This window comes from Microbispora sp. GKU 823 (assembly GCF_002027145.1).
Lineage (GTDB): Bacteria > Actinomycetota > Actinomycetes > Streptosporangiales > Streptosporangiaceae > Microbispora > Microbispora siamensis.
The window spans coordinates 1-21294 of record NZ_MWJN01000093.1 but is presented as its reverse complement, the minus strand read 5'-3'; the positions used below and the strand labels follow the sequence as shown (position 1 = coordinate 21294).

Genomic DNA, 21294 nt, shown 5'->3' with positions numbered 1-21294 from the left:
CGGGACACGATGCCCTGACCGCCTGGGTCGGTCGTTCATGAGGATCGTCCTCGTCGCCGCTTCCGACCTCACGAGTCGGCCGCCTCCCAGTCGAAGGAACAACGATGACCGAGACCTCGTCCGTACACGCCCGGAGTCACACCGCCGGTGCGTCCTCGCCCGCGCCGCTCGCCGAGACGACCGTACGCCGGCTGGCCCTGGGCCTTTCCACCGGCGCGCTGACCTGGTCGGCCGTCAGCTTCGTCTACGGCTTCGCCCCCCAGGCCGAAACGGCACTCAAGATCACAGATCTGGGCGGCCTGGCGTTCCAGCTCGGCGCCTGGTGCCTTCTTGCGATCATGGTCCGCACCCGTGCGACCGGCGTGAGCCGCGTGGCCCGCGCCATGCTGCAGGTCGAGCGGGTGCTGCTGGCCCTGGCCATGGCGTGGAGCGTCTCCCACGCCTTCCTGCCCGCCGCGCGTGACAGCGTCTGGATGGGGATCCTCGACGTGTTCTGGCCGCTGTCGATGCTGGGCATGTTCGTGATCGGCGTCAAGGTCGCCATAAGCGGGCGGTGGCGCGGGGCGGCCCGCTTCTGGCCGCTCGTTGCAGAAAGCTGGGTGGTCGTGACCCTCCCCACCATGGCGATCTTCGGCACGTCCGTGTCGGACGTCGTCGGCGCGGCCCACCTGCTCGTGGGATACACCACGCTCGGCCTCGTCATCGCGTTCCGTCCCGATCTCGTACGCCGCGAGGACCTCACATTGGGGCAGTGACACCGGCGACGCGGGTGAGGTCGAGCTTGGTCTCGTCCTCGCTGCCGGGTACGGTCGTGTAGATGACGATCTTCAGATCGGTGTCCGAGTCGGAGAGCACATCGCAGTCGACGGTGATCTCTCCGACCGCCGGGTGCCGGATCGTCTTGCGATCCTCGGCGTGGGTGCCGACAGCGCCGGAGTGCCACAACCGGGCGAATCGGGGGTTGCCGTCCAGCGTCCGGCGGATCAGCCCGCTCAGGCGCGCGTCCTGGGGATAACGGCCGGACGCGCGGCGCAGGTCGGCGACGATGGCCCGGTCGGTCGCCTCCGTGTTCTCCGAGACGACGGGCCATGCCGCGAGGCGCCCGCGATCGGACGGCACGGGAAAGCGCGAACGCACCAGATTCCGCTCCTCCGGCGCGAGCACGGAAGGGTCGCCGAGGAGCGCCGCCCAACCGCGGTTCCACCACACCAGCCGCCAGTCGGCGGCGAACACGGCGACCGGCGCGTCGCCCAGCCGGGTGAGCACCCGCTGCATCCCGGGCGGGATGTGATCACTGATCAGGCCGTCCGGGGGGCGGCTGCAGCCCGGCCAGCCGGTAGAGGTGGTCGCGCTCGGCGCGGCCGAGTTGCAGCGCCCGCGCCAGCGCGGCGGCGACCTGCGCCGACGGCGTGGTCGCCCGGCCCTGCTCCAGCCGTACGACGTAGTCCACCGAGACGCCCGCGAGGTCGGCAAGCTCCTCGCGGCGCAGCCCGGCGGCACGGCGTACGCGACCGGCGGGCAGGCCGACAGCCGCGGGGGAGAGCCGGTCGCGCCAGGCGCGGATGGTCGCGCCGAGGCTCGTCTCGTCCGTCGTCATGCGCCCATTCTGCGTCGCCGGCGAGACGCCAGGGTGGTACTGCCCGTCCTACCGGCGAGCTCTCCCTGGCTGCCCGCGCCCGGAAGGCCGACGCTCGAAGCATGACCATCACCTTCATCACCGGGGCCAACAAGGGCCTCGGCTTCGAGACCGCCCGCCGCCTCGTCGACCTCGGCCACACCGTCGTCCTCGGCGCCCGGGACCCGGAACGCGGCCGGACGGCGGCCGACAAGCTCGGCGTACGCTTCGTGCGGATCGACGTCGCCGACGACGCGTCCGTCGCCGCCGCGGCGGCCGACGTCGCCGCGCACGAGGGCCGCGTCGACATCCTGATCAACAACGCCGGGATCCTCGGGCCGCGCGTGCCCGCCGACGAACTGACCGCGGACCACGCTCTCGAGGTCTTCCAGACGAACGTCGTGGGCATCGTCCGCGTGACCAGCGCCTTCCTGCCCCTTCTCCGTGAGTCGGAGCACCCGGCGATCATCAATGTCAGCAGCGGTACGGGGTCGTTCGCGTTGACCCACGACCCCGAGCGGGTGGAGTCGACGGTCGTGGGGCCGCTGTACACGTCATCGAAGTCCGCGGTGACGATGCTCACGACGCAGTACGCGAAGGCGCTGCCGGGCATCCGGGTCAACGCCGCCGACCCCGGCTACACCGCGACCGACCTCAACGGGCACAGCGGCCACCAGACCGTGACGGAGGGGACCGACGCGATCGTGACGCTCGCGACCGAGGGAGCCGACGGCGGAACGGGCCGGTTCATCGACCGCTTCGGGCCCGTGCCCTGGTGACGGCGGGGCCGGAACCGGCGGTGCCGCCGGCCGGACGGGATCGTTTTGAGTGCGGTTGCGGGGGATGGCTACCGTTTCCCGGTGACCACCTTGCCTGACGTCCTCGCTCGTGCGGCCGATGGGCACCCGCCCGAGCCGGGTGCCGGGCCGACCGTCGTTCCGCAGCCGTCCCCACGTCATGCGGGGGTCATCGCCTTCACCGCGCACAACGTGATCTTCGCCGATGTCGGCGAGGACTGGATCAGAGCCCGGTTGCCTGACGACGATCTTTCGGCGCCGCTCAACCCGCCGTTCCTGCGAGACCTGGAAGAACGTACGGGACGCCGGGTCAACAACATCGACATGCTCGCCCTGGCCGCCCCGCCGAAGGCCCCCGCCCATCGAACTGGTCGAAGTCACGGACGCCGCCCATCCGCGCGTCGAGCGTGCCCACCGCTACCGAGACGACGTACGCGTCTGGACCTGCCCGGGAGGGCTCGTGCTCATCGGACGGGGAGTGGGCGGGCGGTGGGAGGTCGCGCTCGAGGTCGAGCCGGCCGGCCGTGGGCGCGGCCTCGGCCGCACCCTCGCCCGTGCGGCCCGGCATCTCACCCCGCACCCGCTCTGGGCGCAGATCGCCCCGGGCAACGCCGCGAGCGTACGGGCGTTCCTCGCCGCGGGCTACGTTCCGATCGGCGCCGAGGCACTCCTCGTCCCGCCCAGGGCGTAGCTCAGGGCAGGGCGTCGCCCAGACGGTGACGGAGCCGGGACTCGTGGGCGGGGTCCGTGTGGAGGGTCAGGGTCAGCCCGGTCTCGGCGGCGCCGGCGAGGACGGCCAGCAGAGTGGCGAACTGCCCCGGAGGCTCGGCGTCGAGCAGTTCCTCGGCGTGATTCACCACCAAGTGGACCGGCCCGACGTCGCGCAGGGAGTCGGTGAGGGCGTCCCAGTTGCGGCCGAAGTACGCGGGGAGGCGCAGGACCCGTGCCACCTCGTCGAAGAAGGCGGCACGGGTCCGGCAGGCCCGCCCGTCGACGACCGCCGTGGCCGGATCGGTGGTCACCGTGAGCCACGGAGGCAGCGGACGCGCGGCGGAGGCCATGAGAAGTCCTAGAGCCGGTAGAAGTCGGTGTAGTGGTTGGGCGAGAACCAGGTCACGCCGGTGCTGCGGTTGACGACGATCCGATACGCGTCACGCGAAGCGCCGCGCGCTCGGGAGTAGACGTCGTACTCGTAGTAGGTGGCGCCGCTGGGCAGCTGACCCTCCCGGTTGTAGAAGCGCCCGCCGGTGTAGTTGTACTTGCCGTCCGGCCAGGAGTACCAGCCGCTGCTGGTGGGGTAGCCCTTCCCGGCCCAGATCGCGTTCGCCGAGCGGGCGTCGGCACAACGGGAGATTGTGCAGGAGCTGTAGACCGCGGCGTGGGCGGGGACGGTGCCGGTCACTCCGGTGAGGGACACGATGGCGGCGATCACGACGGCGAACCGTCCCGGCCAGGACGGCCGGAAGCGTCGCGGAGTCTGCACGAGACCTCCTTGTGGGGGCGAGGGGACAGACATTCGCCAGCATCACCTCGAAACCGGGACGAACCAAGGTGGAGATTGGTGAACTCCCGTCGTCTTTTCCGTATGCCCCGAGGTGTGCGTGGTTCCCCCCTGGATCGACCCAGGATTGACGCATGAGCGAAGCCGAGAACAGTACGTACGTGCCGGCCCCGGTGACGAAGGCCGGCTATGTCGCGACGGCGGTCGGCATGGGCGTCCATCCGTTCGGCGACCCCGCGATCACCGACGAGTTCGCCGCCGAGGTCCTTCCCATCGACGGGCGCGAGTTCCACGTGTACGCGGCCGAGTGGACCCCGGATCGGGTGACGTTCTTCGTGGACGGCCGCCAGGTCAAGACCGTCCGGCAGTCCCCGGACTATCCGATGCAGCTCATGCTCCGCATCTACGAGTTTCCCGACGCCGAGGGGGCCGAGCGGGTGGGGCCGTACCCCAAGGAGTTCGTGGTCGATTACGTGAGGGGCTATCGGCCCCTGACAGGTTGAGCCGTACGAGAGGCGCGGCTGGTGGGTATGAGGCATTTGAAGCGCTATGCCCGGATGGTCGAGGCCGATCAGCCGGTGCTCGGCCGTCCGTGAAGGATCGGGGGATCTGATGCTGAGATGGCTCATCGTCCTGGTGGCGGCCGTGGTTGCGGCGCTGTCAGGGGTCACCGCGGGTTACGCGGCGCCGCCGGATGTCAGCGACCAGGACAAGGCATTCCTGGTCGGTGCGCATCAGGACAACCTCGCGGAGATCCAGGGCGGGCAGCTCGCCGAGCGGCAGGCCGGAAAGCAGTCGGTCAAGGACGCAGGCAGGAAGTTCGTGGAGGACCACACCTCCCTCGACGACCAGCTCAAGCGGGTGGCCGAGAAGCTGGGCGTGGACCTGCCGGGCAAGCCGAGCGAGGAGCAGCAGGCCGAACTGCGGCAGTTCGCCGCCAAGAGCGGCACCGCGTTCGACCGTGCGTGGATCGACGCGCAGGTCAGGGATCACCGCAAGACCCTGGTTTCCCTGGACAAGGAAGTCTCGAGCGGTTCTTCCCCGGAGGTGAAGAACCTGGCCCGGGACGCCAAACCGGTGGTCCAGGAGCATCTCAACCTGGTCGAGAGCATTCAGAGCGGTGAGTGACGACCGGTGCCGGCCGGGGCTGGTCCCCGGCCGGCACGTCCCCTCCACGTCCTCTCCCGGCGGGCTCAACCGAACAGCTTGACCAGCAGCAGGATGATGAGCGCCCAGCAGACGAGACCCGCGACCACGACGGTGATGAGTCCGCGGAGCCGATACCGCTTGCCGGGTGGGCCGGGTTGCTCGTCCACGTTCCCTCCACGTCGGGGTGTGTTCCGGCGTGAACCCCGCCTTGTGCTGATACCCCCGCAGGTCACGAGCCGTTCGTCACCGAGAGAGACGTGTGTGTTGCCTTCCGTGACAGCGCTCGCCCGCGCCCCCGATGAAACCACTGTGGACGGCAACGCGCTCCGAGCCCCCCGATTCCTGCCGGTCCCGGGTGTGTGTGAATAGGGTGCGGTCATGCGGATCTTCACGAACCTCGCGGAACTCAAGGCAGCCAAGGGTGAACATCTCGGGTACAGCGACTGGCGAGAGATCAGTCAGGAGAGGGTGAACGCCTTCGCCGACGCAACGGACGACCACCAGTGGATCCACGTGGACCCGGACCGGGCGAAGGACAGCCCGTTCGGCGGCACCATCGGCCACGGATACCTCACGCTCTCGCTGCTGCCGTCGCTGCTCGGCGAGCTGTATCGCGTGGACGGCCTGCGCATGGCGATCAACTACGGACTGAACAAGGTGCGCTTCCCCCGGCCGGTTCCCGTCGGGTCCCACGTACGTGCGGGGGCGGAGATCACCGACGTCAAGGGCACTCCCTCCGGCACCCTCGCGAACCTTCGCGTCACGATCGAGGTCGAGGGAGTCGACAGGCCGGCCTGCATCGCCGACACGCTCACGCTCTTCGTTCCCCAGGAGTGACCCGGCCTGCCCTCGGCCAGGCTCTGGTGGTACGAGGGTGGGGCGACTTATTGGCGCAAGCAGGGGTGACGGGTCTGGTAGAGTTACACCCGTTGCAGGGCACCGCAGGTGAACAGGCAGCAAAGCGGCCGTAGCTCAATGGATAGAGCATCTGACTACGGATCAGAAGGTTAGGGGTTCGAGTCCTCTCGGCCGCGCACATCGTAGAAGGCCCGTGACCAGGGAAAACCTGGAAACGGGCCTTAGTGTTTCCGGGGATCACCCGGCCTCTTCCGCGTCTGTGGGAGCCACCTTGGGAGCCACCCGTTTCGGTCGGCCCAGTAGAGCGCTCGAAATGGCCTCCGTCGCCGCCCGCTTGTCGCCCTCCATGAGGTGCCCGTACACGTCCTTGGTGATCGCGATGCTCGCGTGTCCGAGGACGTCGGAGACGACGTGGAGCGGCGTCCCCTGGGCGAGCATCCGCGAGGCCCCCGAGTGCCGGAGCTCGTGTGGGTGCCAGTGCCCGAGCCCCGCCTTCTGAGCGAGCTTGGAGAACAGGTGCGAGAAGGTGTCCGGGTCGGACGGATTGCCGAAAGCGGTGGGGAAGATCAGCCCGTGCTCGGTCCACTCCGCGCCGGCCTGAAGGCGTTCCGCGTTGTGCGCGCTCCTATGACGCTTGATCGCGTCGACCAGTTCGGGAGTGAGGGAGAGGGTACGCCGTGACTTCTTGGTCTTCAGCTGGTTGATCACGAGCTTGGTCTTCCGGGTCGCATTCGAGTCCCGGTTCTTGATTCGCTTCACGGCATGGGTGACACGGAGAGTCCCGGCGTCCGGATCGAATCCGCTCCACATGAGCCCGAGCGCTTCGCCGCGACGCAGGCCGAACACGAGGGCCAGGAGGATGAGTACGCCCATCCGGTGCTCCGCGACCTCATCAAGGGCGGCGCTCCGCGCCGCCCCGCGGCCCTACGCCCGCTCGGCGGCCGGGCATGCGGCCTGGGGGCCGGTTCCGGTCGGCCCGCCCGCGGGGCCGGCCGCCGTACACCCGCCGCGCCGTACCCAACAACCCATCACACCAGGGCCACGCCACCGCTCACAGCATCACCCGAACCGCTACATGACCTCGTATGCGGCCATCACGCATCACGCATCACGCGTCGCGCCCTCCGGCAAGCACACGCATGAACGGCTCCAGCTCTGTCCGGACCTCGTCCATCCCGTCGGAGCTGACCCACAGGTCGTACCACTCGTTGCTCTCAGGCTTCAGCACCCGCAGTAGGGACTGCTTGGCCAAGGCCCGCAGATCGTCCGTGACCTCGAACCGGTGCGCGTCGAGGAAGTCCTCCGCGTAGGGAGACACCTCAATCTCTCCGGAGAGACGATGCGCGACAAGGGCCGCGCCGGCCACGACCTCACACACGTCCCAGTTATCCAGTTCCTCCGCCGAATCGATCAGCGCACGGAACCTCTCGGAGAGCACCACGGGGATGCGATCCGTACCGACGCTCTCCAACTCATCGAGGAGGCCCCCGGCAGGGTCGTTGTCGAACGGACCCACATCCCACGCACCCATGCCACTCCCTGCCCGCACTTAGCTTCACATCGACTCTGAACGCCACGGTACAAGCCAAGATCTCGCCTCCGGCAGGGGCGCTCCGGCTCCGGGGGTGATCTCCAAGGGCTTGCTCATTGTGGCCGGCCGTAGCTGGCTGAGGTAGGGGCCTGATCACCCCGCCCGCCATCGACCCGGGACAAGCCGAGCAGACCAAGGCCGCCGGGTCCAGGTCGTTCGTCCAGTAGGGCGCTCCACCTGGACCCGGCGGCCTTGGCCCGCTTCCCCTTCGGGCGGGTCGACGGCACACGGGGTGATCAGGAAGATGCGAGGCGTGCGCAGGTGCCCTCTCTTCTGCACAATGTGTGCGTGGAGATCATCAGGGCAACAGCCGATGCGATCACGATCAGCCTCGGGCCGGACGACGCTCTCGCCGTCCACAACGCTCTCAACGAGATTTGCAACGGCGTTCACCTCGATGAGTGGGACTTCCAGACTCGCATGGGTGTCGATCGCGAGCACGCCCGCAAGGTGCTCCACGCGATAGGTGCGTCGATCAGCGTGATGATCGAGCAACGCCAGGCCGAAGGTAAGGAGTGGTAGACCCAGGTCGGGGCTGATCGTCGTGCCATTAGCGTGCAATTAGCCAGGGGGACGAGGGGGCAACTACGGTCACTCGTTACCGGCCCTACCCGCAGGTGAGCCGCCCTACGAGCCGTGATCAATGCAATTCCCAAGCTGATAGCCCAATATCACTCCATCTTCAGATGGTGCCCGCTCGCAGCTACGGTATGGATGTGGACGAGGCCCAGGCGAGCGCGGAAAGTTGGCGCGAAGGCGTTCGGAGTCGTGGCTCTGTCGAACAGGACCGTGAGACGCTGGCCCAGCTCATCGACTACGACAGTGACCCGTTCGAGGTCGAGCTTTATGAGCACTCTTCGGATCCCTTGATCCGCACCGTCGATAAGGCCCAGAGGTCGTACGCGGGCCAGTACGAACGCCGGCTACGTCGACTACGAGAGCGGGCCAGGCATCAGACGGCTGATCAGTAGGTCCTGCGGGATATACACGGGATGATCTTTGTACTCAGCTAACTTCGGGCACCTGGTTCAGCACGTCAAGCCCTGGAAAGCCGGAGAAGTATCCTCCACTCATAATCCGTAGGCACCCCCTGACACGTCGACGTGGGTACAACGTGAGACGATCCAAGGCAGGCAAGTCGCAACGAGTCGCATACGAGCCAAGGAGTCCAGTGTGTTACTGGCCATTGTCATCGTGTACGCGATACCCGTCATTGTGGTCGCGGCATCGCTCTTTGTGACGTCCCGCCACCCGGGGCGCAAGTCCTCTACTTGTCCGCTCTTCTTATCGCCTCCATCGTGGCCCTTCTGCTCGCCAGAATGTTGTGGCCAGGAGAGTGGGGATTCTGGCTGTTATTTGTTCTCCCAGTAACGATCATCACGGGAATACGACTTGTGATCACGATCGTGCTCGACCTGCCGAAGGCAGCGAACGACAGCCATCAGGGTTGCGATCCGAGTTGCAGTACAGGGGCGTTCAGGACCGTTCACGGTGGACCAGGCATGCCCTCTGACCTGCGTTGAACTGTTCGGAATTATGATCGGCCGAGCTTTTAATTCGCGTGTAGGACGACAGCCCTCGACCACTCACACTCATCCAGGACCGCTGAGATCATGGACATCATGCTCTCGCTCAAGATGAACGACGCTGCGGTCCAGATGTTGGGAGTGCTGAACGGGCTGGCAGCGATCGAGCCGCCGGGCGGCCTGGCATCGGGTCTTCTGGAACGCGCGGAGCGCGGCATTGTCCGCCGTGGGGAGGTTTTGACCTGGGCAACCTCGGCTGGAGGAGCTGAAGGCGCACCCTCGTTCTTCAACGACCTCACCGCCTGGGAGTGCGCCGACAGTTCTTTCCACCTGGAGGACTTCGTCCCGGTCGAGGTTGCCACCGTCAACGGCGCGCCGGTCATCACTGAGGATGACCAGCGGATCCTGCTCCTTCACGGTGTCGCGTTCGCGCTGAAGTTTTGCCAGCTTGTGTACGCCCTTGACCCGCCCAGCCCGGTGCGTTGCATCATCGGCGCGAACGAGACCAACGCCACGTTCAGATTCCACACGATTCGTCCAGGGGAGCACTGGAATGCGCCCGACCTGGACAGCTACCGATTTGACAAGATGATCGTGGTGGATGTCGAACCGACCAACGGCTGACGGGCGTCGGGCTTTGACTGGCATCGACTCAGTCCAGAGAAGCTCCGTGGAAAGGTTCAGGCGCTCACCAAGCGAGTATGTGGACGGGCTTGCTGGAGGAATCACCACGAGGAGTACTGGCGGCTCCTGGGAGCCACTCGAACAGACGATCATAAACTGCGTCGGACGGATCTGAACAGCCGCAGTCCCGAGGAGCAGCACGGCGGACGGCCCTGAACGACCGTGGATGTCGTTTGGGGACCTACGGATCAGAAGGTTAGGGGTTCGAGTCCTCTCGGTCGCGCCCAGCTCAAGGGCCCAGTCCGATCACCGGAGTGGGCCTTTTGATCTTTGTACAGCAGCGAGCAACAGCATCTACTGGCGATCCCAGAGATCCCGACCATCGCGGCCTGAGGGGTCCATGGTGAGTAGGTCCTCGTGAAGGTGCCCGACTGCTCTGCCTGTTAGTTCACCCGATGCTGTGGTCTCCATCAGCGCCAGCCAGGGGAATCGTCTGGTGCTTCGCCGTCGCGGCCGGCGGCTGTGAGGTTGTAGAGCAGCCCGAATACCGCCTCGTAGGCGGCAACTCGCGCGAGCTGGGCAAGATCGCGGCGGTCCGCGCCGTGTGCGAGTAGCCGGGCCGCTGCCGGGATGTTTTCCAAGGCACCTGGAGCAGCCCAACTGTCGATCAGCTCTGGCCAGATGCCTCGTAGCGCTAGAAAGCGAGCCAGTTGAGGGATGTCTTCCGATATCTCAGAGAGAGCCCAACTATCGGGATCAGCAGCACCCAGTGCCGCGAACCTGTCCCGCAAGGCGAGCAGCGTGGCGCGATCTTCATCATTCATCTTGATATCTCAACACAAGCCGACATGAGGAAGGCCCTGCTGGTCATCCCAGGGCCTACCTGCATTCGTGTCAGTTGGACGTTGTCTGCCGATCGCAGGCCCATTGGGGGCAAGATGGTGCCCGAGCGGTAGGACGATCGCTTCACTCATCGCCGAGGGACTTGCGGAGACGAGAGACCCAGTCGGCGGGAAAGACCTGCTCAAGCCGCTCTCTGCTGATCTCTGAGATGGCCTCCTTGGCCAGCGGAATGAGAGCGCCATCCCGGACGGCAGTGTGGTCTTCCGGCGCAGGGCAGATCAGGACGGCGAGAATTCGACACGTTCTTTGCAGCTCCTCGTTCCCGCTTGTGCGGATCATGCTCTTGATGGGTTCCCAGGCCGTTCGTACGGCGAGCGCCACCAAAGGATCGAGCAGAGGTGAGCGGTCATCGGATTTGCGGGACTTGGTGATTGCTGTCGTCACATATTCAGGTATTCGGCCGACGGCCTGTGAGAATTTGTCCATGCCGTCGGCTGTGGCAACCAGGAGATCGCACCAGAAATGAGAATTGAGAGCGCTCCTAAGCTTCCGCGGCTCGCTGTCGCCGTAGTTCTTCTCTAGCTGCTCGATAACATGCCCAGCCAGCAGGTCGCCGACCTCCTGGACGTGATCAATTGTGCTTCGGTTCTCCGAAAGCCACTCGATAAGGTCTACCGTGGCGCAGTCGACAGCCGCTCCTTGTCTAGGCTTGGACGCCTTGCGCCCTCTTCGCGGAGGTTTGGTCACCGCCCATGCTGCTTCGGCGCGGTCCCTGGCCTGCTGCAGGTCGGCCGCAGAGGATTCGCGGGCCAAGGTGAGGCTATAGGGCCAGCCATGTAATGTTCCGCCACAGGTGGAGCAGCGACAGACGTGATGCTTCGCTCTCTCGCATCCGGGATGGTGGCTCATTCGCCCTCCGTTACTCACGCGGCAGCAGCAAAATTGGCGATATTTGGAAACCTATCTCCTGTAAAGCACGAGTAAGGGACTGCTGCATCATTCGCCACTGTTAGTTCGGTGTGGCTCTACGGATACTTATTGATCATCTTGCAAGTTCCGAATTTCATGGATGTACGTGTAAGGGCCCTTCGGAGTTGATCCCGAAGGGCCCTTACGGCTCGCACTTACTCGTGAGCCGGACTGTCAAGCCTGCGATTGAGCCTGTCGAGAGCCTTGCGCGTCGGCTCACCATTCCCGGCCGGCGATCAACTCCTCCACGTCCGCCTCCGCGAACCCGTATGCCGACGCCACGAACCAGAAGCCTTCGGCTATCGCCTCTCGTGCGAAAGTCTCGATCTCACTGCCGGCCGCCTCGAACTCCGCCTCCAGCGCGTTGAACTCCTCCGTCGCGGCCTCCGTGAGCACGTACAGCGCCGCCAGGTCCGGCGGCCGCTCGGCCTCGATCCGCTCGCAGAGCCGCAGGAGGATGGCTTTCCCCTTGTCGACGACGTGATTCGGAAAGTACTCGTCCTCGTACATGCCCTTGAGAAAGGCATGCTCGGCCACCTGCCGGTTCGTCGGCGCCACCGCGATCTCTCATTCCGTCGACAGCTCGGTGATCCGATGCTGCACTACGCCACCGACAACATCTGCCCGGTCTGAGGCGACACGGGCGGCCGTGAGCCGGATCCCTTTTGCGGTTGTGCCGACATATGCCGATACGACAGAGTCTTTCCGATCATCGTTGTGGATCTACGTCGACATGTGAGGAAACGGCATGGCGGGTCGCCCGTACGCGCGGCTGAAGAGTCCGGTCCGGCGGACGCGGGGGCCCCTGGCGCTGTTCTCGGCGGCGCTGGCGTCGTCCCTCCTGGTCGCGATCCCCGCGGCGGCCGCCCCGGCGACCGGTGCCGGGACGGTCCTGGCGAAATCCGCGGCTTCCCCGGCCGGGATCGCGAAGGACGACCTGCTGGCGCGGCTCAGGGCCGTCCCCGGTCTCCGGGTGGTGTCGGTGAAGAAGGGGCGGGCGAAGGGCTACAAGGACTACACCCTCACCTTCACCCAGCCGGTGGACCACCGGAACCCGCGCGGCGGCACTTTCCAGCAGCGGCTCACTCTCTCGCACCGGTCGGTGGACCGGCCCGTTGTCCTCTACACCAGCGGATACTTCATCCCGGAGAAGGCGTGGCTCCAGGAGCCCACCTACGGGCTCGACGCCAACCAGCTCTCTGTCGAGCACCGTTTCTTCGGCGCCTCGCTTCCGAAGCGGAAGGACTGGGCGAAGCTCGACATCTGGCAGGAGGCGAGCGACGAACACGCGATCGTCGAGGCGCTCAAGCAGGTCTACGACGGCGCCTGGATCGGCACCGGGGCCAGCAAGGGCGGCATGACCGCTGTTTACCACCACCGGTTCTATCCGGGCGACCTCGACGGGGTCGTGGCCTATGTCGCGCCCAACGACGCGGTCAACGCCGACGACCGCGTCTACGAGCGGTTCTTCACGACCGTGGGCACGCCGTCGTGCCGGGCCGCCCTGCGTACCGTGCAGCGGGAGGCGCTCAAGCGTCGCAAGAGCCTGGTGCCCCGGCTTACGGCCCTGGCCAAGCGTGAGGGCCTCACCTTCGGCCGCACCATCGGCACGGCCGACCGCTCCTTCGAACTGAGCGTGCTCGACTCCGCCTGGACGTTCTGGCAGTACTTCCGGCAGCAGGACTGCAAGGGCATCCCCGGTGAGAAGGCTTCCGACACCGCCATCTTCCGATGGGTGGACAAGATCCAGACCTGGAAGCAGTACACCGACCAGGGCATCGAGCCGTACCTGCCCTACTACTACCAGGCGGCCACCCAGCTCGGCTGGGCGTCCCTGAGCTTCGCCCACCTCAAGGGCCTGACCCGGTATCCGGGGCTCTACCAGCCGAACTCGGTGCTGCCCACGTCCCTCCGCTCCCGCTTCGACGGCAGGGCCATGCGGGACGTGGACGCGTGGGTGACCCGGCAGGCGAGCCGGATGATGTTCGTCTACGGCGGGCGGGATCCCTGGAGTGCCGAGCGGTTCACACCGAAGGGGACGGACTGCCATGTGTTCGTCGACCCGCGCGCCAACCACGGCGCGAGCATCAGCCACCTGTCCTCTCGCGACTTCGCCGAGGCCACGGACACCCTCAGGCGGTGGGCCCGGCTCACCTGAGCGCCTCCGGGCACGGACGGATCAGGGACCTGGCCGATTCTCAGAAGTCGGGAAACACCAAGGACAAGAGCAGTATCTCGGCACCGAGCACCAACAGGAACTTCACGGTGAATGGGCCGGGCCGCACCTGGCGCGTCTCCCCGTCCGGGTTCTGCAGTGCGTGAGCCGCCGCTTCTCTGATCTCCTCACCCTGCCCGATCGTCGCCGCGAACAGGGCGATCATTGTCGCGGCGTAGATCGTCAGGCCCCTCGCCTCCGAGGAGTCCGGTCGAGAATCAAATGCCATTACAGCGACCAGCCCGCCGAACACGACGAGGAATCCGAGAGAGGCTCTCATGCGGTAGCCCCAGCTGGGCATCAACAAGCCGAGCCGTACCAGTGCGAACAGAGTCGACAACCCCGCCACAAGCCATAGATAGCCAGGGTGTACGTCGGCGAGCATCACGGGCCGGCATCCTTCGACGATGCCCGACCGGATACTGCCGGCCAGGCTTGCGGGTGGGAGGAGTCGGGGCACTTGACCATCGGTAATTCACGTTATCTCGTTACCGGTCCGCCCTGACTTGTCGGCCCCTTGCGCGGCCCTCGTGGAAGAATCGCGATAAGGACCGTCGCGATCGGCCCGGGAAAGCGACTCCATGGCGATGATTTCGGCATAACGTCAATTTCCGCGCGGCTCCGTACACTTTCATCCTGTCCCGCGCCTCCGCCAGAACAACCGTGGCCAGTCGGGCACTGGTGACGAAGCTCTGTCGTTCACGGGGATCGCTTTCGCTTGACTTCGCGATGGCCGTCCTCATTTCAGACGCCACGCCTCTACCAGCGGAAACTCTTCTACCACTCCCGTGGACGCAACCCTCGCCTGTCGCCCTGCGCCGGCATCACGAGGCGCCGGAGTGCCGTAGCCCGTGGGGTGCCAATGGCCGAGGCCGGCCTTCTCGATCACCTGTCAGGCGGCGCGTACGCCTGTAAGGGGAGGCTGACGGACAGGCTGACAACACGATCTCGTTGTGGACAGCGCGGGCGATCCGAAACCGTGGGTCCGCCGCAGGAATCACCTGCCGGTGTCCGACCCCAGGAGAAACGATGAAGCTGCCTTCATGCGCCGGCGCACTCGCGGCGGCCGCCCTGCTCGCCTGCATGACCGGAGCGCCCGGGATGTCGGTGGCACAGGCAGCCGACACCAGGGCCCTTCCGAGCGTGGACATGGAAGCCACTGTCAAGGCGGCCCAGATCGACCCGCGGCGGGCTGACAACACGCTGACTCCGGGCGCGAAGGCCAGCGTGCTCCTCGTCGAGCAGGCGCTGCGCGACCGGCACCTGCTCGACGCGAAGTGGGTGGACGGGTACTTCGGCACCACGACGGTCGCCGCCTTCACGAAGTTCCAGAAGTCGCTCGGCTTCACCGGTCTCGCCGCCAACGGCCTTCCGGGTGAGACATCGCTCACCAAGCTCGGAGCCGGCCGTTTCACGGTCACGCACATCATCGGGCCGGGTGCCCGGGTGTCCGTCGGCGGCGTCGTCGTCGACACCCGCACGCGGAGCATGCTGGCCGAGGCGAAGCGGCTGCTCGGCCGCGGCCTCGTGCTGTTGCAGGGGTCGTACAACCCCGGCGGCGACCCCACGTCCGCGGGCACCCACGACGGCGGCGGCGTCGTCGACATCTCGGTCGAGGGGATGGATTCCGCCACCCGCACCGCCGTCGTCCGCGCGTTGCGACGCGTCGGCTTCGCGGCATGGGTGCGTAGCCCCGACCAAGCCGACTGGCCGTGGCACATCCACGCCGCCGCCATCAGCGACACCGACCTCTCCAGTCAGGCCCAGCACCAGATCGGTGACTACTACCTCGGCCTGAACGGGCTCGCCGGCCGCGGCCCGGACGACGGCCCGAAGGTGACCATCCGCACCTGGGAGGAGTACCAGCGCCGCTGACCATCCGAAACCCAGGCTGCACAGACACGAAGGAGAACACCATGGGAACGCTCGACAAGATCCTCACCACGGCTGCCGTCGCGATGGTGCTCGGCGGGGCGGTGCTCGCCACCGCCTCGCCCGCCTCGGCGGCCACCCGCAACGGCGTGTGCGAGACCGGCGAGTTCTGCTACTACTTCAACAGCAACAACCAGGGATCGCTCTCCGACTTCACCGGATCCGTGGGCGACTACGGCACGCGGCAGCCCTCCTGCTTCGACTTCAAGGGACCGGGCACCGGCAAGGGCAAGTGCGTCAAGAACGCCGCCGCCTCGGTCTGGAACCGCAGCGCCAAGACCGTCCGCGTCTACTACAACAGCAACTACGGCGGCAGCGTCTACCAGGACTTCGCGCCCGGCGCCAAGGGCAACCTCAAGCCCGGCCTCAAGAACCAGAACGCCTCCCACCAGTTCGGCCCGTCGTCATCGGCGCGCGTCAACATGTCGTACGCGCTGTACCAGACCGGCGGCGGCTACATCAGTTGCGGCTTCGACGGTTACGTCCACACCTCTGGCCGGCATGAGGGTATCGACATCAAGCGCAGCGTGGGTTCGGCTGTCCACGCCCTGGTCAGTGGTCAGATCATCAACGTCGTGCACGGGCGCAACGGCGGCTCCGGGCTCTCCACGATCGCCGTCTACAACGCCTCGTCGAACAAGACGATCATCTACCTGCACTCCGCTCCGCTGTCCTCGCTGCGTGTGGGCCAGCAGATCTCGCGCGGCCAGATCATCGCGGAGGAGGCGTGGCACGGGGTGTCGTCCCGTAAGGCCGCGCACACCCACGTCGAGATGCGCCCCGGACGGCAGAAGCTCGCCGCCAAGAGCGTCGGCGACCCGCATCTGAGCAACCCGAACCCGAACTCGTTCTGGGTCTCCCAGGGCTACAACATCCGCTAGCGCACCGGGACCTCTGATGAAGCACCGGGGCCTCCGATGAAGAGGAAGGCAACTGTGTCTCCACGAACTGCACGTCTGATCTCGCGGCTCACCGCGGCGGCCGCCGCGATGGTGCTCGGCGGGGCGGTGCTCGCCACCGCCTCGCCCGCCTCGGCGGCCACCCGCAACGGCGTGTGCGAGACCGGCGAGTTCTGCTACTACTTCAACAGCAACAACCAGGGATCGCTCTCCGACTTCACCGGATCCGTGGGCGACTACGGCACGCGGCAGCCCTCCTGCTTCGACTTCAAGGGACCGGGCACCGGCAAGGGCACGTGCGTCAAGAACGCCGCGGCCTCGGTCTGGAACCGTAGCGGCAAGACCGTCCGGGTCTACTTCAACAGCAACTACGGCGGCAGCGTCTACCAGGACTTCGCGCCGGGCGCCAAGGGCAACCTCAAGCCCGGCCTGAAGAACCAGAACGCCTCCCACCGGTTCCTGAGCTCCGCGCCGCCGACCGGGTGCAAGACCGACGGCACGGACAGCAGGCTGCCCACGACGATCCTCGTGTACCGGGAATCCCTCAACCGCGTGGACCGGGTGGAGTTCAAGACCTACATCAAGAACGTCCTGCCGAACGAGTGGCGGTCGCACTGGCCGAGGGAGTCTCTCCGGGCCGGGGCGATCGCGGTCAAGAACTTCGGCTGGTACTGGGCGCTGAGGTCGGCGAGCAAGACGCCCAGCGGCCAGTGCTACGACGTCACCGACCACACGTCCAGCCAGATGTACAAGCCGGGTTCGGCGACGGCGGCGACGAACGCCGCGGTGGACGCGACCTGGGGCATCCGGATGACGCGCAACGGGAAGATCTTCAAGGCGCAGTACTGCTCCACGACGACGGCCTGCCGCCACTGGGTGACCGGCGACTGGATGTCGCAGAACGGCTCTCGCGACAAGGCCGAGGCGGGCTGGAGCTACTCCAGGATCCTCAGGTACTACTACAAGGGGATCGCTCTCACGTCCTGAGCAGCGTGAGGCGGTCCGCCCCTGTTCCCCGCCGTGCCGTGCACGACGGGGAACAGGCGTCAGCCGACGATGATCTGGAAGTTGAGTGGCCGGCCTCCGGGGAACGCCACCCGTCCCGAGCCCTCCATCATCTTGAACCGCACGTAGCACAAGCCCGGCTTGCTCGGCGTGGTGATGTCGGTCCGGATGTCGACCATCTCTCCGGGCCGCGTGTCCTTGATCGGTACGTCGGGGACGGTCTGGCATTGATCAGGTTGCTGCGGGAGGTCGAGGCGATGCAGCGAATATCCCTTCCACGGCACGGTCCCGGCGTTCTTGAGCCGCCACACCTTGGTCACGGTCTGGCGGGGGCCGACGCGCGTGCAGTCGGGGAGCGTGATGTCCCCGATGAACTTCGCCGAATCACCCTCGTGCGCAGGCGGGCTCCACGGAGGATTGGTGGCGCGCACCGGGCAGTCGGCCGCCGACAGCCCGGTCGTCGATGGGCTTTCGGACGGGTTCACGCTGTGCCCGTCGGTCCCGGAGCCACGATTGACGACGACCGCGATGAGGACCACTGTCGCCACACCGACGGCCGCCACTGCGAGCGCAGCCGGGCGGGTCGGCCGAAATCGCCCCGGGCCCCCTGGCGCAGAGGGGACCGGCCGGACGTCGCCCGCGATCTCGTCGGGCGGTGGCGGCGTAGGCAGAGATGCCGAGGTCTCAGCAGCCGACCGTGGGGCTTGCGACCCCGTGGCGCTGTGCACCGTACGACCTTCCGCGACGTCCGAGGCGAAGGCTTCGAGTCCACCAGGCGGACGGGCCGCCAAGGTGCCCGCGCGGCTTGAAGGATTCCCTGCGGTCGCCGATCTGACCGCCAAGTTCGCACTCTCCCAGCGTTCGCGGTACGCGGCCGGGTCTGCGCCGCACGCCTTGACGAACTCGACGGTGGTCTCCCAGCTCGGGAGCCGGTTACCCTTCGTGGCTTCGTGCAACGTCGTGTGGGAGATCGCCCCCGACCGGCCAGACATTTCTCGGAAAGGTGGGTTGCCGACCGACTTGCGAAGTTTTCGCAGTGCCGCCGCGAAGTCCTCGATCGCCTCCGCCCGTGCAGGCATGTCGTCCACCGGGCGAAGCTAACAGCGCCCGCGGTATCCGCTCAAGCTTACGAGGCATCTCGCATACGTCCTCCTGCGCCTCGCTCGCCGGCCACAATGGGAGCCACCCGTTTCGGCCGGGCCAGTAGAGCGCTGAAAATGGCCTCTGTCGCCGCCCGCTTGTCGCCCTTCATGAGGTGTCCGTACACGTCCTTGTTGATCGCGATGCTGCGGTCAACGCCCCCCACCTCGTCGCGCTCGCCAGTGCCGGAGCCGTCTTCAGGAACGGCAGACTTCTGGAACGCCCCCGGGAAAGGCAGCCTGAGCCCGCCGGCCAGACAGGAGACGACAGACGATGATCGACAAGATCGCGTGGATCCATCTCGACGAAGGCAAGATCCTCAGCACCCGATCACGAGGCAAAGACGTCTATTACATTCCAGGCGGCAAACGCGAGCCCGGCGAAACCGACCTCGACACCCTGACCCGCGAGATCGCCGAGGAACTCGCCATCATGATCCTGCCCGCCACCGCCACGCACCTGGGCGCCTTCCATGCCCAGGCCCACGGCCACGCCGACGGCGTCACCGTGCGGATGACCTGCTACACCGCCGAACACCACGGCACCCCAACCGCCGCCAGCGAGATCGAGGAAGTCACCTGGCTGACCTACGCCGACCGCCATCGCGTATCCCCCGTAGACCAGATCATCTTCGACCACCTACACGAGACCGGCCAACTCCACTGACTATTTCCAGACCACACCAGGAATCAGATAAGTGGTCTGGACGTCTTGTGGCCTCTTCGTGGAGGTTTGCTTGCCGCCCATGCCGCCTCGGCCCGGTCCCTGGCCTGCTTAAGGCCGGCCGCAGAGGATTCGCGGGCCAAGGTGAGGCTACAGGGCCGGTCATGCAATGTTCCATCACAGGTGGAGTAGCGGCAGACATGGTGCTTTCGCTCTCTCGCATCCGGGATGGTGGGTTTCATGCATGTACGCGTAAAGGCCCTTCGGGGCTGGGCCCCAACCGCACCAACCCTGATCTGCCATCAGACAGGCTCTGGATCTGATTGGCATATGCCATGTGTTGCGATGCATGTTTCTCGTTGTGACTCCGAGAGTTCTTGTGCTCGCATCGGACGGGTAACCGCGTCGGCAGTTGTCCAAAGCGGACATATGCCATCGGCATTGCGGGCTCGCGAAATCCGGCAAGTCCACGTCAGCTCATCTGGACGTCTTGCAGCGTCCAGGCTAACGATGGGTCGTAAGGGCAATCGTCGCGCGATACCAGATTCGTCGCGCGAAACCGAAAGGAGACGCTAATGGCCGATAAGCGAATCTCTGCGCTGGGCGCAGTTTTCGTCGGAGCCCTGACTCTGGGGCTGGGTCAGGCATCTCAAGCCTCAGCCGTAGCGAGCCCGGCGAACACGTCAGCGGTCAGCGCTTCAGAGACCGCCGCAGCGCACGACGCGTTCTCCTCGATGCTGACGTCGAGCCCTGGACACCGTACCGATCTCGCGCCTCGCACCTATGACCAGGGCGGCGGCGGTGGCGGTGACGGCGGCGGCGGTGGCGGCGGTGACGGCGGCGGCGGTGGCGGCGGTGAGACCACCGACACGAGCACGGCTACGACCACGGCCGCCAGTGAGTGTCTGACAGATGGACGCTCGAAGACCACCGGGACCGAGTGCCGAAGCCGGTTAGCCGAGCACTCACAGCAAACACTGCAGGGGGCTCCGCCCCCTGCAGTCCCGGCCCTCCTCGGAATGAGCCGGGAGGGCGCGGGTTCTGAGGGTCATCTCCTCGCCGGTCCCCGAGGGATGCTCTCGCGCGTACGAAGGCGGCCACCTCACAGGAGGACACCAAGGGAGACGAGTTCACCTATGAGGTGAACAGCCGACTGATCGTTGTGACGCTCAGTCTCCACAGCTACCGCTTCCGCGAGGGCGATGACCCTGACCGGCTCCTTGACGTGACGACATGCGCGAACTCGGTCTCTTCGACGCAAGCGGCGCCTCAGCGCCCTCGTTCCGGCTTCGCGAGCCACCGGAGTCGAACTTTCCGGGCATCGGTACATCCGTCCCAATCTCACCCCAGATGATCCGCAGGCCGGCCGAGGTGTAGATGACTGGCAGGACTCCGACTCGAACGCGTTCCCCTGGAACACGCCGTTCACCTTCACGGATTCTAGGTCCAATCCGTCGTCGGGCACGCCGTCCACGTGCGGCAACGTCACGGTTGCGGATGGCGTCTTCCACGGCTATGGAAGGCGGATGAGGTGCTTAAGCGGCTGTTCGTGGATTTGGCCGAAGCGTCTCGCATGCCGCTGCTCTGTTGCGCTTATGTGAATATGTTCCGGCGGCATTCGAAACCCTCGAAATGGGCGAGTGGGAGCGTCTCTGCGCATACGTCAAGTGTGGACAACCAAATCAACGCTGCAATCATCGAGGATACCGAAATGATCGTCAGTGTGAATGCCGGGATGGGGCGAAGTCGGTCCAGTTGCATCTGGCCGGCTGATACCGGGTGTTGCGAGGGATGTGTTTTCGTTGCCCCTCCGAGAGTTCTTGTGATCGCATCGGTCAGGTAAACCGTGCCGACGTTCATCCAAAGCAGATGCATGCCATCAGCATTGTCGGCTCGCGAAATCCGGCAAGTCCACGTCAGCTCATCTGGACGTCTTGCAGCGTCCAGGCTAACGATGGGTCGTAAGG

Annotated in this window: 26 protein-coding genes and 1 tRNA gene; 15 read left to right on the top strand and 12 right to left on the bottom strand. The window is 66.2% G+C overall.

Going from position 1 to position 21294, the window contains the following annotated elements; genetic code table 11:
- Nucleotides 1–104: 104 nt before the first annotated feature.
- Nucleotides 105–755: a hypothetical protein gene (locus B1L11_RS34330; RefSeq protein WP_079319487.1), complete on the top strand. Its 651-nt coding sequence runs from the start codon at nt 105–107 to the stop codon at nt 753–755.
- On the opposite strand, the gene B1L11_RS48910 is transcribed toward B1L11_RS34330, so the two are convergent.
- Together B1L11_RS48910 and B1L11_RS48905 are read right to left on the bottom strand one after the other, a co-directional pair.
- Complete coding sequence (locus B1L11_RS48910; RefSeq protein WP_218671489.1) at nt 739–1275, bottom strand: PAS domain-containing protein; 537 nt, start codon at nt 1273–1275, stop codon at nt 739–741. The genes B1L11_RS34330 and B1L11_RS48910 overlap by 17 nt on opposite strands.
- A 16-nt stretch (nt 1276–1291) precedes the next feature.
- The gene (locus tag B1L11_RS48905) at nt 1292–1597 is read right to left on the bottom strand and encodes a helix-turn-helix domain-containing protein (RefSeq protein ID WP_218671488.1); all 306 of its coding nucleotides are present in this window, start codon (nt 1595–1597) and stop codon (nt 1292–1294) included.
- Between the two features lie 101 nt (nt 1598–1698).
- Here B1L11_RS48905 and B1L11_RS34320 point away from each other — a divergent pair, with 101 nt between their 5' ends.
- Nucleotides 1699–2394, top strand: coding sequence for an SDR family NAD(P)-dependent oxidoreductase (locus tag B1L11_RS34320; RefSeq protein ID WP_079319486.1), 696 nt, complete (start codon nt 1699–1701; stop codon nt 2392–2394).
- A 478-nt stretch (nt 2395–2872) separates the two neighbouring features.
- Nucleotides 2873–3103: a GNAT family N-acetyltransferase gene (locus B1L11_RS52655; RefSeq protein ID WP_256863135.1), complete on the top strand. Its 231-nt coding sequence runs from the start codon at nt 2873–2875 to the stop codon at nt 3101–3103.
- Nucleotide 3104: 1 nt separating this feature from the next.
- Here the strand turns inward: B1L11_RS52655 and B1L11_RS34310 are convergent, their stop codons facing one another.
- Nucleotides 3105–3473 carry a barstar family protein gene (locus B1L11_RS34310; protein WP_079319485.1) on the bottom strand — a complete coding sequence of 123 codons (369 nt, stop codon included), beginning with the start codon at nt 3471–3473 and terminating at the stop codon, nt 3105–3107.
- A gap of 8 nt (nt 3474–3481) precedes the next feature.
- Entirely contained in the window at nt 3482–3895 is a 414-nt protein-coding gene (locus B1L11_RS34305) for a ribonuclease domain-containing protein (RefSeq protein WP_218671487.1), read from the bottom strand.
- Between the two features lie 152 nt (nt 3896–4047).
- On the opposite strand from B1L11_RS34305, the gene B1L11_RS34300 reads away from it, so the two are divergent.
- Nucleotides 4048–4416, top strand: a complete 369-nt coding sequence (locus B1L11_RS34300; RefSeq protein WP_079319483.1) for a glycoside hydrolase family 16 protein — start codon at nt 4048–4050, stop codon at nt 4414–4416.
- 109 nt (nt 4417–4525) lie between these two features.
- Nucleotides 4526–5041 (top strand): DUF4142 domain-containing protein, encoded by a 516-nt coding sequence (locus B1L11_RS34295; RefSeq protein WP_179155455.1) that lies wholly within the window; start codon nt 4526–4528, stop codon nt 5039–5041.
- 65 nt (nt 5042–5106) lie between these two features.
- Here the strand turns inward: B1L11_RS34295 and B1L11_RS52650 are convergent, their stop codons facing one another.
- Nucleotides 5107–5229: a hypothetical protein gene (locus B1L11_RS52650; RefSeq protein ID WP_256863134.1), complete on the bottom strand. Its 123-nt coding sequence runs from the start codon at nt 5227–5229 to the stop codon at nt 5107–5109.
- 211 nt (nt 5230–5440) lie between these two features.
- On the opposite strand from B1L11_RS52650, the gene B1L11_RS34290 reads away from it, so the two are divergent.
- On the top strand, nt 5441–5899 hold the full coding sequence (locus tag B1L11_RS34290) for a MaoC family dehydratase (protein WP_079319481.1): 459 nt from the start codon (nt 5441–5443) through the stop codon (nt 5897–5899).
- Nucleotides 5900–6023: 124 nt separating this feature from the next.
- Nucleotides 6024–6096, top strand: a tRNA-Arg gene (locus B1L11_RS34285).
- A gap of 61 nt (nt 6097–6157) precedes the next feature.
- On the opposite strand, the gene B1L11_RS34280 is transcribed toward B1L11_RS34285, so the two are convergent.
- Together B1L11_RS34280 and B1L11_RS34275 are read right to left on the bottom strand one after the other, a co-directional pair.
- Nucleotides 6158–6793 (bottom strand): site-specific integrase, encoded by a 636-nt coding sequence (locus B1L11_RS34280; RefSeq protein ID WP_079319480.1) that lies wholly within the window; start codon nt 6791–6793, stop codon nt 6158–6160.
- A gap of 235 nt (nt 6794–7028) precedes the next feature.
- A complete protein-coding gene (locus B1L11_RS34275; RefSeq protein WP_079319479.1) occupies nt 7029–7451 on the bottom strand; it encodes a DUF4259 domain-containing protein in 423 nt (140 codons plus the stop codon).
- 348 nt (nt 7452–7799) lie between these two features.
- Here B1L11_RS34275 and B1L11_RS34270 point away from each other — a divergent pair, with 348 nt between their 5' ends.
- The 3 genes from B1L11_RS34270 (at nt 7800) to B1L11_RS34260 (ending at nt 9661) form a co-directional block, all read left to right on the top strand.
- Nucleotides 7800–8033 carry a hypothetical protein gene (locus B1L11_RS34270; protein ID WP_143737754.1) on the top strand — a complete coding sequence of 78 codons (234 nt, stop codon included), beginning with the start codon at nt 7800–7802 and terminating at the stop codon, nt 8031–8033.
- A 194-nt stretch (nt 8034–8227) separates the two neighbouring features.
- Entirely contained in the window at nt 8228–8482 is a 255-nt protein-coding gene (locus B1L11_RS34265) for a hypothetical protein (protein WP_218671486.1), read from the top strand.
- A gap of 642 nt (nt 8483–9124) precedes the next feature.
- Nucleotides 9125–9661 (top strand): hypothetical protein, encoded by a 537-nt coding sequence (locus B1L11_RS34260; protein WP_143737753.1) that lies wholly within the window; start codon nt 9125–9127, stop codon nt 9659–9661.
- Nucleotides 9662–10131: 470 nt separating this feature from the next.
- Here B1L11_RS34260 and B1L11_RS34255 read toward each other — a convergent pair whose 3' ends face one another.
- The 3 genes from B1L11_RS34255 to B1L11_RS34245 form a co-directional block, all read right to left on the bottom strand.
- Nucleotides 10132–10485 (bottom strand): hypothetical protein, encoded by a 354-nt coding sequence (locus B1L11_RS34255; protein WP_218671485.1) that lies wholly within the window; start codon nt 10483–10485, stop codon nt 10132–10134.
- A gap of 142 nt (nt 10486–10627) precedes the next feature.
- The gene (locus tag B1L11_RS45945) at nt 10628–11317 is read right to left on the bottom strand and encodes a hypothetical protein (RefSeq protein WP_143737752.1); all 690 of its coding nucleotides are present in this window, start codon (nt 11315–11317) and stop codon (nt 10628–10630) included.
- Nucleotides 11318–11689: 372 nt separating this feature from the next.
- Nucleotides 11690–12031 carry a DUF5713 family protein gene (locus B1L11_RS34245; RefSeq protein WP_079319476.1) on the bottom strand — a complete coding sequence of 114 codons (342 nt, stop codon included), beginning with the start codon at nt 12029–12031 and terminating at the stop codon, nt 11690–11692.
- Between the two features lie 190 nt (nt 12032–12221).
- On the opposite strand from B1L11_RS34245, the gene B1L11_RS34240 reads away from it, so the two are divergent.
- Nucleotides 12222–13631, top strand: a complete 1410-nt coding sequence (locus B1L11_RS34240; RefSeq protein WP_079319475.1) for a S28 family serine protease — start codon at nt 12222–12224, stop codon at nt 13629–13631.
- Between the two features lie 40 nt (nt 13632–13671).
- Here the strand turns inward: B1L11_RS34240 and B1L11_RS34235 are convergent, their stop codons facing one another.
- Nucleotides 13672–14076, bottom strand: a complete 405-nt coding sequence (locus B1L11_RS34235) for a hypothetical protein (protein ID WP_079319474.1) — start codon at nt 14074–14076, stop codon at nt 13672–13674.
- Between the two features lie 641 nt (nt 14077–14717).
- Here B1L11_RS34235 and B1L11_RS34230 point away from each other — a divergent pair.
- The 3 genes from B1L11_RS34230 to B1L11_RS34220 are packed head-to-tail and all read left to right on the top strand — an operon-like array spanning nt 14718 to nt 17506.
- Entirely contained in the window at nt 14718–15563 is an 846-nt protein-coding gene (locus tag B1L11_RS34230; RefSeq protein WP_079319473.1) for a peptidoglycan-binding protein, read from the top strand.
- 41 nt (nt 15564–15604) lie between these two features.
- Complete coding sequence (locus B1L11_RS34225; RefSeq protein WP_079319472.1) at nt 15605–16501, top strand: peptidase inhibitor family I36 protein; 897 nt, start codon at nt 15605–15607, stop codon at nt 16499–16501.
- A gap of 54 nt (nt 16502–16555) precedes the next feature.
- On the top strand, nt 16556–17506 hold the full coding sequence (locus B1L11_RS34220) for a SpoIID/LytB domain-containing protein (protein ID WP_143737751.1): 951 nt from the start codon (nt 16556–16558) through the stop codon (nt 17504–17506).
- Nucleotides 17507–17565: 59 nt separating this feature from the next.
- Here the strand turns inward: B1L11_RS34220 and B1L11_RS34215 are convergent, their stop codons facing one another.
- Entirely contained in the window at nt 17566–18603 is a 1038-nt protein-coding gene (locus tag B1L11_RS34215; protein WP_256863136.1) for an NBR1-Ig-like domain-containing protein, read from the bottom strand.
- Between the two features lie 334 nt (nt 18604–18937).
- Here B1L11_RS34215 and B1L11_RS34210 point away from each other — a divergent pair, with 334 nt between their 5' ends.
- Nucleotides 18938–19330: an NUDIX domain-containing protein gene (locus B1L11_RS34210; protein ID WP_079319469.1), complete on the top strand. Its 393-nt coding sequence runs from the start codon at nt 18938–18940 to the stop codon at nt 19328–19330.
- Nucleotides 19331–21294: the final 1964 nt, after the last annotated feature.

Bases quoted from the DNA above. Each gene is read 5' to 3' on its own strand.
- B1L11_RS34330 (WP_079319487.1), top strand. From the start codon at position 105: ATGACCGAGACCTCGTCCGTACACGCCCGGAGTCACACCGCCGGTGCG.
- B1L11_RS48910 (WP_218671489.1), bottom strand. From the start codon at position 1,275: ATGCAGCGGGTGCTCACCCGGCTGGGCGACGCGCCGGTCGCCGTGTTC.
- B1L11_RS48905 (WP_218671488.1), bottom strand. From the start codon at position 1,597: ATGACGACGGACGAGACGAGCCTCGGCGCGACCATCCGCGCCTGGCGC.
- B1L11_RS34320 (WP_079319486.1), top strand. From the start codon at position 1,699: ATGACCATCACCTTCATCACCGGGGCCAACAAGGGCCTCGGCTTCGAG.
- B1L11_RS34310 (WP_079319485.1), bottom strand. From the start codon at position 3,473: ATGGCCTCCGCCGCGCGTCCGCTGCCTCCGTGGCTCACGGTGACCACC.
- B1L11_RS34300 (WP_079319483.1), top strand. From the start codon at position 4,048: ATGAGCGAAGCCGAGAACAGTACGTACGTGCCGGCCCCGGTGACGAAG.
- B1L11_RS34295 (WP_179155455.1), top strand. From the start codon at position 4,526: ATGCTGAGATGGCTCATCGTCCTGGTGGCGGCCGTGGTTGCGGCGCTG.
- B1L11_RS34290 (WP_079319481.1), top strand. From the start codon at position 5,441: ATGCGGATCTTCACGAACCTCGCGGAACTCAAGGCAGCCAAGGGTGAA.
- B1L11_RS34280 (WP_079319480.1), bottom strand. From the start codon at position 6,793: ATGGGCGTACTCATCCTCCTGGCCCTCGTGTTCGGCCTGCGTCGCGGC.
- B1L11_RS34275 (WP_079319479.1), bottom strand. From the start codon at position 7,451: ATGGGTGCGTGGGATGTGGGTCCGTTCGACAACGACCCTGCCGGGGGC.
- B1L11_RS34260 (WP_143737753.1), top strand. From the start codon at position 9,125: ATGGACATCATGCTCTCGCTCAAGATGAACGACGCTGCGGTCCAGATG.
- B1L11_RS34255 (WP_218671485.1), bottom strand. From the start codon at position 10,485: ATGAATGATGAAGATCGCGCCACGCTGCTCGCCTTGCGGGACAGGTTC.
- B1L11_RS34240 (WP_079319475.1), top strand. From the start codon at position 12,222: ATGGCGGGTCGCCCGTACGCGCGGCTGAAGAGTCCGGTCCGGCGGACG.
- B1L11_RS34230 (WP_079319473.1), top strand. From the start codon at position 14,718: ATGAAGCTGCCTTCATGCGCCGGCGCACTCGCGGCGGCCGCCCTGCTC.
- B1L11_RS34225 (WP_079319472.1), top strand. From the start codon at position 15,605: ATGGGAACGCTCGACAAGATCCTCACCACGGCTGCCGTCGCGATGGTG.
- B1L11_RS34215 (WP_256863136.1), bottom strand. From the start codon at position 18,603: ATGCCTGCACGGGCGGAGGCGATCGAGGACTTCGCGGCGGCACTGCGA.
- B1L11_RS34210 (WP_079319469.1), top strand. From the start codon at position 18,938: ATGATCGACAAGATCGCGTGGATCCATCTCGACGAAGGCAAGATCCTC.